General features: G+C 61.0%; 9 protein-coding genes. All 9 read left to right on the forward strand.

Annotated elements, in window-relative coordinates; genetic code table 11:
• Positions 1 to 223 precede the first annotated feature (223 nt).
• Positions 224 to 526 (forward strand): DUF1330 domain-containing protein, encoded by a 303-nt coding sequence (locus AC1D0I_RS26525; protein WP_095091592.1) that lies wholly within the window; start codon positions 224 to 226, stop codon positions 524 to 526.
• Positions 527 to 1693: 1167 nt separating this feature from the next.
• Positions 1694 to 3571: a polysaccharide biosynthesis protein gene (locus AC1D0I_RS26530; protein ID WP_477398808.1), complete on the forward strand. Its 1878-nt coding sequence runs from the start codon at positions 1694 to 1696 to the stop codon at positions 3569 to 3571.
• 315 nt (positions 3572 to 3886) lie between these two features.
• Positions 3887 to 5116: a septal ring lytic transglycosylase RlpA family protein gene (locus tag AC1D0I_RS26535; protein WP_477398810.1), complete on the forward strand. Its 1230-nt coding sequence runs from the start codon at positions 3887 to 3889 to the stop codon at positions 5114 to 5116.
• Between the two features lie 103 nt (positions 5117 to 5219).
• Positions 5220 to 6386 (forward strand): D-alanyl-D-alanine carboxypeptidase family protein, encoded by a 1167-nt coding sequence (locus tag AC1D0I_RS26540; protein ID WP_477398812.1) that lies wholly within the window; start codon positions 5220 to 5222, stop codon positions 6384 to 6386.
• Between the two features lie 206 nt (positions 6387 to 6592).
• Positions 6593 to 7267: a dTMP kinase gene (gene tmk / locus AC1D0I_RS26545; protein ID WP_477227130.1), complete on the forward strand. Its 675-nt coding sequence runs from the start codon at positions 6593 to 6595 to the stop codon at positions 7265 to 7267.
• Entirely contained in the window at positions 7264 to 8319 is a 1056-nt protein-coding gene (locus tag AC1D0I_RS26550) for a DNA polymerase III subunit delta' (protein WP_477398814.1), read from the forward strand. Before tmk ends, AC1D0I_RS26550 begins: the two co-directional genes overlap by 4 nt.
• Positions 8320 to 8457: 138 nt before the next feature.
• Positions 8458 to 10011, forward strand: coding sequence for a methionine--tRNA ligase (gene metG / locus AC1D0I_RS26555; protein ID WP_477398815.1), 1554 nt, complete (start codon positions 8458 to 8460; stop codon positions 10009 to 10011).
• Positions 10011 to 10823: a TatD family hydrolase gene (locus AC1D0I_RS26560; protein ID WP_477398817.1), complete on the forward strand. Its 813-nt coding sequence runs from the start codon at positions 10011 to 10013 to the stop codon at positions 10821 to 10823. Before metG ends, AC1D0I_RS26560 begins: the two co-directional genes overlap by 1 nt.
• Before the next feature lie 3 nt (positions 10824 to 10826).
• Positions 10827 to 11645: an MBL fold metallo-hydrolase gene (locus tag AC1D0I_RS26565; RefSeq protein ID WP_477398818.1), complete on the forward strand. Its 819-nt coding sequence runs from the start codon at positions 10827 to 10829 to the stop codon at positions 11643 to 11645.
• Positions 11646 to 12026 lie beyond the last annotated feature (381 nt).

Raw genomic sequence — 12026 nt, forward strand, 5'->3', positions numbered from 1 at the left:
GCTGATATCTCCGCACGGCGGGGCCAGAAGAGCGCCGGGCATGACCGGCCCGGGGCATACGCGGTCGCGCCGGCTGGCGAATATATACGCTTCTGCTAATATAATCGGGACCTATCCGTAAGAACGATGGAAGCAGCAAAAGGTGGAGCACAAGCCGGAAAAGATCTAATCGGTAGGCCAAAGCGATGGCGAAGGGGTTCGACGACAAAGGGAGGGAGCACAAATGGCCGCCTATCTTATCGCGGATGTAGACATAAAAGACGCTGCCGCGTTCGAGGAATACCGGCGGGATGTTCCGGCCACCGAGGCGCGCTACGGCGGGCGATACTTAGGTCGTGGCGGTGCGACCAAGGTTCTGGAAGGTGACTGGGAGCCACACCGTTTGGTTATTATCGAATTCCCCGATATGGCGTCATTGATGGGCTGGTATAATTCGCCGGAGTACGCCCGCCTGATCGAGATTCGAAAACGTTGCGCCAACACCAGGATCATTGCGCTGGAAGGGATCACAACACCCATTGTCTGACGGTGCCGCGAAGCGGGCCTTTAGGGCCAGTGGGACTTCAGTCTTAATTGCGCGATATCTAATATACGATAAACTTATAAGTGCGGGGGCTTTCTCGCCAAGGTGGCCGGTGCGGCTTCGCTTCCCCAAGCATCCCCTGCGCCGGCCATTCGCGTCGATAATCGGGAATTGYCAGATTGGATGCTGCACGCGTTAGCTTCGAGGCCAGGCGACGGGCAGATACGGTTGCGCCGCCGCCAAGATTTGATCCTATCAGGGGAAGTGTGGCGGGGGCGGCGATAGCCGGCAGCGTCGTTGCGGTTTTCTATTGGCTTGCAGGCGGCAATCACATCGCGGGTCCGATCGGCGTAATCACGATTTTGGCGTTTGCGCTGCCGTATCTTCACCTCCGGAGAAAGGAGCGGAAGAACAGTGAGGCCTTTGATACCTATTACATCAGATTGTTGGAACTTGAGAGGGCAAGAGAGAAAAGCTCGGCTGCCGTCAAACCAAGCCCCGCTCCCGGTAAGCCCTCATCGCGCCTGGCGCCGCTGCCCCTACATCCTGATCGAGACATACGACAACAGGTAAATGATCGCGATGGAACCCGTAGCGAGTACGACCCATACTCATAAGCTGCCCACTGGCGCTCGGAGCGACCAACGCAGCCGCCGCAACGTGCCGGGTTTTTTGCATTTTAGACAAGACTAATATTATGGCGTCACGTTTGCATACCGGCCAGCTTGTGCCGCTCTCTGGCCTCTCTAGAGAAGCTCGTCAACTGCCCGCAAGGTGGCGGGCTTTTTGTTGTTGCGGCGGAACTTGCTGCGTTGGCCGAAGTTAGTTTCCGGCCAAACGCTCCTCCCGAGGTGACAACTGGATTCTCGAGGTCAAGTTCGACGGCTACTGCTCGAAGATCTATCGGCGCGTGAAGGATTCCCATCTTCAGAAGTTGCTGGCACATGTTAGCGCCAGAGCCCTATACTGCGACTCCGAGCGACCGAGCCCTGGCTGTTTGGAAATTAGACGTCCGCGAATGATCTCCGGCTTTGTTAAAGGTCTAAACTAGTGTCTCCAGCAGAACGCAAACGGCGAGAGCGTGCTTATACTGAAGGTAATATGACGTGGTCTTGGAGGGTTTCTCGGCCAATAGTATTGCGAGGCTTGGCGCTGGTTCACGACGGCATAATGGGTGCTGTCGCGATGTTGCTTTCGCTCGTGTTGAGGCTTGATTTCGATATTGTCGTTCAAAACCTGACGTATTTCCTTGGTGCAGCGGCTCTATTCGGGGTCATTGTCAGCGGCGTCGGTTTCTTGTTTGGACTGAACCGTGGTATTTGRCGCTATGCGTCGCTGACGGATCTCCTAGCAATCACCTATGCTGCTAGCGCGTCCGTCGCTAGTTTCACAGTGGCTCAATTCCTGCTGGATCGACTGGGCTCGATTCCCCGTTCTTCGATCTTGATCGCCTGGGCCTTCCTGATCGTCCTGCTAGCCGGGCCGCGTGCCGCGTATCGGCTCTATCGCAATCGCCACGACACCGGTCGCTTGTTCGATCGCGGCACCTGCAAGTTCGTGCTGCTGGTTGGAGCCACCGACAACGCCGACGCCTTCCTGAGGACCACCAAGGAGAGAGATAATGCGTCATTCAATATCCTCGCGATAATCGACGAACGGGGGCGCAGGACCGGACGTTCTATTCGCGGGGTTCCAGTGTTGGGTCCGCTGGAAAGACTGCCGCAGATCCTCAATCGATTTGAGGCCCAGGGGCGCCGACCCGAAGCGCTCATCCTGACGCGCTCGCGCGAGGACTATCAACAGCACGCCAGCATCGAGGCGTTGGTTGAGATTGCGGCGCAGCAGAAAGTCGAAATCCTAAGGCTCCCGAACCTTCTTGATATGCAAAGCATCGATGCTGAAATTGAGCCGCGTCCGATCAAGTTGGAAGATCTCTTGCATCGGCCGCCCGTTAGACTTGATGCGCCCAAGATCGCGTCGATGATCGAGGGCAGGACCGTCATGATCACCGGCGCGGGCGGTTCGATTGGATCCGAGCTGGCACGTCAGGTTGCGGCCCTGAACCCACGCGGCCTCATTCTCGTGGACGCCAGCGAGCACCTTCTTTACTCTATCGAGACTGAACTCGCTGGCACCCGCCCGAGCCTCGAGTTGCATGCTGCCCTCTGCAACGTGCGCGAAAAGGACGCCGTCAACAGAATCGTTGCTAGCCATAGGCCTGACGTGCTCTTCCACGCAGCAGCACTCAAGCATGTGCCGATCGTTGAGGCTCAGCCGCTTGAAGGCCTTTTCACCAACGCGATCGGGACGCGTAATGTCGCTGAGGCCGCGCTTCGTGCCAACGTCTCCACGATGATTATGGTGTCGACCGACAAGGCTGTGAATCCCTCTAGCGTTATGGGCGCGACCAAGCGGATGGCGGAGATGTTCTGCCAGGCGATGGATCTGGACTCGGCCGTCAACGCCACACGTTTCGTCACCGTTCGGTTCGGCAACGTCCTGGGCTCGGCCGGATCCGTGGTCCCGCTGTTCGAGAAGCAGATCAGGGCCGGCGGCCCTGTGACAGTTACCCATCCGGAGATGGAACGCTTTTTCATGACAATTTCGGAAGCTTGCCTCCTCGTCCTGCAGGCGGCGGCGCATAGCCGCGAGCGGCAGCAGGAGCGCGGCCGAATTTACGTTCTCGACATGGGCTCGCCGGTGAAGATCGTGGATCTTGCTCGAAATCTCATCCGTCTCTCGGGGCGCCGCCCGGACACCGACATTCAGATAGTCTACACCGGGCTTCGGCCTGGGGAAAAACTTTGCGAGGAACTTTTCGACAACAAGGAAACCTTGAGCGGGACCGGTGCGTCGGGGATCCTGGCCGCATCTCCGCGGTCGATCGAGGGAGCGCTAATCGTGCGCATCTTCGACGAAATGAAGCGCAGGATCGACGCCCAAGATTTGCCCGGCGCCCTACGGCTTCTGAAGTCGACCGTCGGGGAATTTACTCCGGGGAATGAGATTCATCTGCTGATGAGCGGGGAGGACTCGAGCAAGCACTGATCCTCATCGCGGTGACACCGCCACAAGCTAAAAGCGTATTGCCATCCTGACTTTGTGCAAAGCGTCCCTACCATGTTCGCGTCCATGTCGCCTGGACGCAGGCCTAATCCGTCCAAGCTGCCGGCCGGCCGCCAAGGCACCGGCGCCACAATATTGCCCGGTTCCGGCCATAATCGATTAATACCGTGATAAACAATTCCTGCGCACAAAGGATCGGGGTTCACGGTGTTATTGGTATTGTCGAGTGAGTGCTTTGCTCCTCTGGCGGTTAGATGGCGGCGTCTTTCATTGAGACTGTAGGGGAAATCTGAAAAAATGCAGGCTGTGACGCACCCGCGTCTTCGTCGCGCTGCTACAGTCGCGTTGTTGGCGGTATCGGCTGCCTTACTGGCGGCTTGTGCATCGCCTGAACCCAAAGCGATGGTCTACAAAAAGACCCGCTCCAAGGAATATTTCTCCGAATCCGAATACGGCGTGAAGGCAAGCCCGCGTGTGGCCTTCCGGGGCGGGCGGCTGCAGCGTGGCGGCGGCCGGGACCAGCTCGGCAAGCCTTATCAGGTCCGGGGCAGGTGGTATTACCCCAAGGAAGATAAGCACTACGCCAAGGTCGGTCTGGCCTCTTGGTATGGCGATGCCTTCCACGGCCGGCTTACCGCCAATGGCGAAGTCTACGACATGACACACCTGACGGCGGCGCATCCGACCATGCCGTTGCCAAGCTATGCCCGTGTCACCAATCTCAAGACCGGCAGCTCGGTCATCGTTCGCGTCAACGATCGCGGCCCCTATCACGAAGGCCGCATCATCGATGTGTCGGAGCGCGCCGCCCAAATGCTTGATTATGCCAATATCGGCACCGCTCAGGTGAAGGTCGAGTATGTCGGCCGCGCACCGCTGGACGGCGATGACGACCAGTATCTGATGGCCTCCTACCATCCCGGCAACAGGGCGCCGGATCCGTCGGATGGACTGCCGACCGGCGTCATGGTCGCCATGAACGGACCGTCGCCGAGCCTTCCCGTTGGTGCCGCCGCCGTACCGTTTCCTGGCCAGTTGACCGATTCGGGGACGGCCCAGGCGGTCATGCCGGCGCAGTCGCCGGCCTATGGCGACCTGGCATTGCCGGATTTCGGCCCGATCGTGCCGGAGCGCCCGGAGATCAACCTGCCGCCGCAATCGCCGTTTGCCGTGGCCTCGCTCTCCTATGCGGACGAGCGGGTAGAGCGCGCCTCCAGCGCCTTCGCAGCGCTGGGCGGCGACGGCATGTCACCGGCCGACCTGCTTCAATCGTGGAAGCGTCAGTCGCCGCCGACCGGTTCGCCCACCGACTATGTCGCGGCGGGTTCGTTCGAGGACGCGGCGGAGGCCAAGCGCGTTGCCGCTCAGCTTGCGGCATTCGGCAAGATCGAGATCCAGCGTTCCGAACTCGATGGCGAGGATTGGTATTCGGTCAATCTCTATCCCGATGGCCACCGCAATCTGGATGATTTGCTGCAGGCAGCCTGGTCGCATGGCGCGCCGGATGCGCTGGCTGTGCGCAACTGAGCGCAAGCAAGGTCGGATCTCCACTGCGCGGTTGATCCGCTACAGAAAAAGCCTGATACTTTTTGCGGGCTAGCCGGACGTGCCGGCCAACGGGTCGAATTTCATGCAATTTCGCTTGCACCAGCCTTTCGCCTGGCTTCTGTTTTTTTGCCTGCTATTGGTTTCCCTGGCTCCAGCCAGTGCGCAGCTTTTCGAGACCAAGGCCGCGCAGGTCTTCATGATCGATGCCGAGACCGGGACGGTGCTGTTTTCAAAGGATGCCGACAAGCCGATACCGCCGGCTTCGATGGCCAAGCTGATGACCATGGAAGTGGTTTTCAACGCCATAAAGTCCGGACGCCTGAAGCTCGACGACACGTTCGTGGTCAGCGAAAACGCTTGGCGCAAAGGTGGTGCGCCTTCGGGAACTTCGACGATGTTTGCCAAGCTCAAATCGTCGATCCGGCTCGAGGACCTCATTCAGGGCGTAACGGTGCAGGCGGCCAATGACGGCTGCATTGTCATTGCCGAAGGCATGGCCGGCTCGGAGGACAATTTTGCTGCGCAGATGACCGAGCGCGCGCGCCAGATCGGGCTCAAGACATCGACGTTCGTCAACTCGACCGGCCTGCCGGCGGACGGCCAGCAGACGACGGTGCGGGAGTTGGCGCTGCTGGCCGTGCATCTGTGGCGCGATTATCCGGATTTCTATCGCTACTACGGCCAGAAGGATTTTACCTGGAACAAGATCTCGCAGCGGAACCGCAATCCGCTTCTGGCAATGGACATCGGCGCCGACGGCCTGGCGGTCGGCGCGAGCGAGACGTCAGGCTTCGGCATCGTCGGTTCGGTCAACCACAACGGCACGCGGGTGATCGCGGCGATGAGCGGACTGGCCAGCGACAAGGAGCGTGCCGAAGAGGCGCGAAAACTGCTCGATTGGGGTGTTCGCTCTTTCGAGAAGACCGAAATCTTCGCCAAGGACGAGGTGGTCGGCGAAGCCCAGGTTTTTGGCGGCGCGAAATCCGGGGTGACGCTGAAGGCCAAGGGTCCGATCGCCATCTTCCTGCCGATCACCAACCGCGACAAGCTGACGGCCAAGATCGTCTACACAGGCCCGGTTGCCGCTCCGGTGGAGGAAGGGCAGCCGGTGGGTGCGCTGCGCGTCTGGATCGGCGACACGCTCAGCCAGGAAACGCCGCTTTTTGCCGCCGAGTCGATTGGCGTCGGCACGTTGCCGCAGCGCGCGCTCGATGCCGTCAAGGAACTGGCGATCGGCTGGCTGCGCTAGAGCGATTCATCGTTTCACGGAAACGCAGAACCGCTCTATCTCTTGGCTTTGACGCAATTCCCTAGGGAAAGTGCTGCGCTTTTCCCGGGAAAACCGTTTCACACTTTTCCTGGAATTGCGCTAGCGCCGACGGCATAGACGTTTGCCCCGACGCGGACTATCTAGAGCGCTATAACCACCCGCAAGCATGGCAAAGGCTTTTTCGATTGGCGCGCGGATTTTTCATCACCTTCGAAGGCGGCGAAGGAGCAGGCAAGTCGACGCAGATCGAGCGGCTGGCCAGGAAGATGCGCGCCAAGGGATATGATGTCCTCCCCACTCGTGAACCTGGCGGCTCGCCTGGCGCCGAAGCTGTCAGGCATGTGCTGCTTTCGGGCGCGGCCGAACCGTTCGGGCCGAAAATGGAGGCGCTGCTGTTCGCCGCCGCGCGCTCCGACCATGTCGAGCAGGTCATCCGTCCGGCGGTCGAGCGTGGCTCCATCGTGCTTTGCGACCGCTTCCTGGATTCCTCCCGGGTCTACCAGGGCGTGACCGGCGGTATCGACCCGGCGTTCATGGATGCGCTGGAGCAGGTCGCCATCAACGGCATGATGCCGGACATGACGCTGATCTTCGACATCGATCCGGCGGAGGGCCTCAGGCGCGCGACGTTGCGGCGCGGCACCGAAGCAATCGCCGACCGCTTCGAAAAGGAGAGGCTGGCGATCCATCAGGCCCGCCGCGAGGCGTTTCTGGCAATCGCGGCTGCCGAGCCGCAACGCTGCATCGTCGTTAACGCCGCCGCCGATCCCGATACGGTCGAGAATGTCGTCACCGCCACCGTGTTCGCGGCGCTGGAGGCAAGAACGCCTTCGCGCAACAGGCAGGCGACGCCGGCATGATCTTCGAGCGCATCGCACCCGAGCAGCACGACACGCTCGACGGCGTGCCCGAGCCATCCGAAACACCGCGTCTGGTTGGACACCGGCAGGCCGCGGGGATGCTGACCGCCGCCTATCGTACGGGAAAGCTGCCGCATGCGCTGATCTTCTCCGGGCCGGTCGGCATCGGCAAGGCGACACTCGCCTTCCATCTTGCGCATCATCTGTTGAAGCACCCGGACTTTGCGCAGGCGCCGGAAAGCCTTGCCATTCCCGATCCGGCCTCGTCGCTGTTTCGCCAGATCGCCACCGGCGCGCATCCTTGCGTGCTGCACCTGACCCGTCCGCCCAACGACAAGACCAAGAGCTTCAAGACCGTCGTCACCGTCGACGAGATCCGAAAAGTCAGCCGCTTCCTGTCGCTGACCTCGCATGACGGCAGCTACCGGGTTGTGATCGTGGACCCGGCCGACGACATGAACACCAATGCCGCCAATGCTTTGCTGAAGAATCTGGAAGAACCGCCGGCGCGAACGCTGTTCATCCTGATCGTCCATGCGCCGGGCAGCCTGCTGCCGACGATCCGGTCGCGCTGCCAGGTGGTGCGATTGACGCCGCTCGATGCCGACGACCTGATGGCGGTGCTGGAAACGACCGAACCGCCACCGCCGGACGATCCTGCCGCGCGCGCGGCGCTGGCCGAGCGGGCAGGGGGCAGCGCGCGCAGTGCGATCCTGTTGACGCAGTATGGCGGGCTGGAGATCGCCTCAACGCTCGACTCCCTGGTGGCGGCAAGAAAGAACGATGTCGGCGGCGCGTTTCGCCTTGCCGAGGCTGTCGCCGGCCGCGACCAGGCAATCCAGTTCGACATCTTCAACCGCCGGGCGCTGGAGCTGTTGTCGGATGCGGCAAGCCAGGCAGCGCTGGCGGGTGACCTCACACGGGCCAAAACACTGTCGGACACTTGGCATGAGGCGCTCGACGCTATATCTGAGACGGACACCTACAATCTCGACAAGAAGCAGCACGCCTTGACCATGATCGACCGCCTGAATTCTGCAATGCGAATGTGACGGTTTTTCCATGTATGCCGTGCCCCAAATCCGGGGCCACTTTTGGGCGGCATGCATTGGCCCCGGGATGGCAATCGCCGCCCCGATGCGATATCCACCGCCACGCCTTTCCATTCAGACATTCATGACGGTTCATTCATGTCACGCGACAAGTTCTACATCACGACGGCGATTTCCTATCCGAACGGCAAACCGCATATCGGCCATGCCTACGAACTGATCGCAACCGATGCGCTTGCCCGCTTCCAGCGGCTCGACGGCAAGCAAGTCTTTTTCCTCACCGGAACCGACGAACACGGCATCAAGATGCTGCAGACCGCCAAGCGCGAAGGCATTTCGCCGCGCGAACTGGCCGATCGCAACTCGGCTGAGTTCAAGCGCATGGCGGAGGCGCTCAACGCCTCCAATGACGATTTCATCCGCACCACCGAAGAGCGGCATTACGCGTCGTCGCAGGCGATCTGGAAGGCAATGGCCGCCAATGGCGACATCTACAAGGGCGGCTATGCCGGGTGGTACTCGGTGCGCGACGAAGCCTACTACGGCGAGGAGGAGACGGAGGTCCGCCCAGACAATGTCCGGTACGGGCCACAGGGAACGCCCGTCGAATGGGTCGAAGAAGAGAGCTATTTCTTCCGCCTCTCGGCCTATCAGGACAAGCTCGTCGCGCTCTATGAAAACCAGCCCGACTTCATCGGCCCGGCTGAGCGCCGCAACGAGGTGATGAGCTTCGTCAAATCCGGCCTCAAGGACCTGTCGATCTCGCGCACCACCTTCGACTGGGGCGTGCCGGTGCCGGGCGACGAGAAGCACGTGATGTATGTGTGGGTCGACGCCTTGACTAATTACATCACCGGTGTCGGCTATCCCAATGAAAATGCTGATGATTGGCATTTCTGGCCTGCGGATGCGCACATCATCGGCAAGGACATCGTCCGCTTTCATGCGGTGTATTGGCCGGCCTTCCTGATGTCTGCCGGCATCCCGCTGCCGAAACGTGTCTTCGGCCACGGCTTCCTGTTCAACCGCGGCGAGAAGATGTCGAAATCGGTCGGCAACGTCATCGACCCGTTCACGATGATCGAGCACTACGGTCTGGACCAGGTGCGTTATTTCTTCCTGCGCGAGGTGCCGTTCGGCCAGGACGGCAGCTACAGCCATGAAGCAATCGTCAACCGCACCAACGCCGATCTTGCCAATGGCCTCGGCAATCTGGCGCAGCGTTCGCTGTCGATGATCGCCAAGAACTGCGGCGGCGTGGTGCCGCAACGCGGCACCCTGGCGGATGAGGACAAGGCGATCCTCGATCAGGCAACTGCCGTGCTCGCCGTGGCGCGCAAGACCATGGCCGAGCAAGGCATCCATCTGGCGCTGGCGGCGATCTTCGGCGTGGTGGCGGAAGCCGATCGTTATTTCGCGGGCCAGGCGCCATGGGCGCTGAAGAAGAGCGATCCGGCGCGCATGGAAACCGTGCTGTGGACGACTGCCGAACTCGTCCGGCGCGTGGCGCTGTTGTGCCAACCCTTCATTCCGGGATCGGCCAACAAACTGCTCGACCTGCTGGCGGTGCCGGCGGACAGCCGCGATTTCGTGCATGTCGCGGCAGACCACGCGCTTGTGTCGGGGGTTGCCTTGCCCGCGCCGGAAGGGGTGTTCCCGCGTTACGTCGAACAGCCGGATGCGAACGCCTGATGCTCGTCGACAGCCATTGTCATTTGGATTTTCCAGACTTCGCCGAGGAGCGGGCGGCCATTGTCGCCCGCGCCAAGGCGGCCGGTATCGGCCGCATGGTGACGATCTCGACGCGCGTGAAGCGGTTTCAGCAAATCCTTGAAATCGCTGAAACCTTCGACGAAGTGTACTGTTCGGTCGGCACCCACCCGCATAACGCCGCGGAGGAACTCGACGTCACCGCCGCGGACCTTGTGCGCCTGTCGGCTCATCCGAAGGTGGTGGCGATCGGCGAGGCAGGGCTCGATTACTTTTACGACAAGGCTCCGCGCGATGCGCAGGGGCAGGGATTTCGCGCCCACATCGCCGCCGCGCGGGAAACCGGGCTGCCGCTGGTCATCCATTCGCGTGATGCCGATGACGACATGGCAGCCATCCTCGAGGACGAAACAGGGAAGGGCGCCTTCCCCTTCATCCTGCACTGTTTTTCGTCCGGGCGCCGGCTGGCGGAAATCGGCGTTGCGCTCGGTGGCTATGTGTCGTTCTCGGGTATCCTGACCTTCAAGAACTCGGCCGAGTTGCGCGCCATCGCAGCCGATGTGCCGCATGACCGCTTGCTGGTCGAAACCGACGCACCTTATCTGGCGCCCGTACCGTTTCGCGGCAAGCGCAACGAGCCGGCCTATGTCGCGCACACGGCCAAAGTGCTGGCCGAAACAATCGGCGTCAGCGAGGCTGACATCGCTGATCTGACGACGAACAATTTCTTCCGCCTGTTCGGCAAGATGCCGCGACCTCCCGAGCAAACTGCTTGGCCCGAGCAAAGCGCCTGAACGATGACCGACCGGCTGCGCCTTACCATTCTCGGCTGCGGCTCGTCGCCAGGTACGCCGCGCATCACCGGCGACTGGGGCAATTGCGACCCAGATAACCCGAAGAACCGGCGCACCCGCGCCGCCGCACTCGTCGAGCGGATTGCCGCGGATGGCAGCCGCACCAGCGTCGTCATCGACACTGGACCGGATTTCCGCCAGCAAATGCTTATGGCCTCCGTCAGGCGCATCGATGCGGTCGTCTACACGCACCCGCATGCCGACCACATCCACGGCATCGATGACCTGCGTGGTTTCGTCCTCGATCAGCGCCAGCTGATCGATATCCATGCCGACCAGCCGACGATGCTGCGCCTGCGGCAGGCCTTCGGCTATTGTTTCGAGACGCCGGCGGGCAGTTCCTATCCGCCGATCGTCGACGCTCATATCATCCATCACGCGAAGCCGGTGATCATCGAAGGAGAGGGGGGTGCCCTCACCCTCGAGCCGCTGCCGCAGGTGCATGGCGACATCATATCGCTCGGTTTCCGCATTGGCACGCTCGCCTATTGCCCTGATATCAGTGACTTTCCGGAGGCCACCGTCGAACGGCTGCGCGACCTCGACGTGCTGATCATCGACGCGCTGCAGTACCGGACGCACCCCAGCCATCTGTCGCTTGGCGAAGCACTGGAATGGATCGAGCGGCTGGCGCCACGGCACTCCGTGCTGACGCATATGCATGTGCCGCTCGACTACGCCACCGTGATGGCCGAGACGCCAGCCAACGTCGAGCCAGCCTATGACGGCATGGTGATAGATATCCCATATGATTCATGGTGATGAAGCCAATCCTTCATCGCTGGCCGCACTGGAATTTCGACAATGAATGACGCCCGGCCAAATCGTCTGGTCAACGCGGATTTCAGCTGCCGTGCATGCCGGATCGACTTGCCGCGATAGACACGACGCAATCGAAGAGATCTTGAGGTCGCGGGTTGGCGTGACCGCCATAGCGTTGTGGGCATCATCTGTTTGCTGCAGCCGGACGGGCGCCAAACGGCTGATAATGCGGGAAAATCACCGTCTGCCGTCATACGCTTCAGTTCCATAATCTATCTTATGCGACTTTCTGATGTGCGGTAATGCCACCCGGCTAGAGCAATTGGCCGCAGCGCAAATGAGAACGCCACCGGCCAACTGACCAGTCACCGACTGGCGATG

It is taken from the genome of Mesorhizobium sp. P2_D1 (assembly GCF_056404455.1).

Excerpts from the sequence above, each read along its gene's own strand:
- AC1D0I_RS26525 (WP_095091592.1), top strand. The coding sequence starts at position 224 with ATGGCCGCCTATCTTATCGCGGATGTAGACATAAAAGACGCTGCCGCG.
- AC1D0I_RS26535 (WP_477398810.1), top strand. The coding sequence starts at position 3,887 with ATGCAGGCTGTGACGCACCCGCGTCTTCGTCGCGCTGCTACAGTCGCG.
- AC1D0I_RS26540 (WP_477398812.1), top strand. The coding sequence starts at position 5,220 with ATGCAATTTCGCTTGCACCAGCCTTTCGCCTGGCTTCTGTTTTTTTGC.
- AC1D0I_RS26550 (WP_477398814.1), top strand. The coding sequence starts at position 7,264 with ATGATCTTCGAGCGCATCGCACCCGAGCAGCACGACACGCTCGACGGC.
- metG (WP_477398815.1), top strand. The coding sequence starts at position 8,458 with ATGTCACGCGACAAGTTCTACATCACGACGGCGATTTCCTATCCGAAC.
- AC1D0I_RS26560 (WP_477398817.1), top strand. The coding sequence starts at position 10,011 with ATGCTCGTCGACAGCCATTGTCATTTGGATTTTCCAGACTTCGCCGAG.
- AC1D0I_RS26565 (WP_477398818.1), top strand. The coding sequence starts at position 10,827 with ATGACCGACCGGCTGCGCCTTACCATTCTCGGCTGCGGCTCGTCGCCA.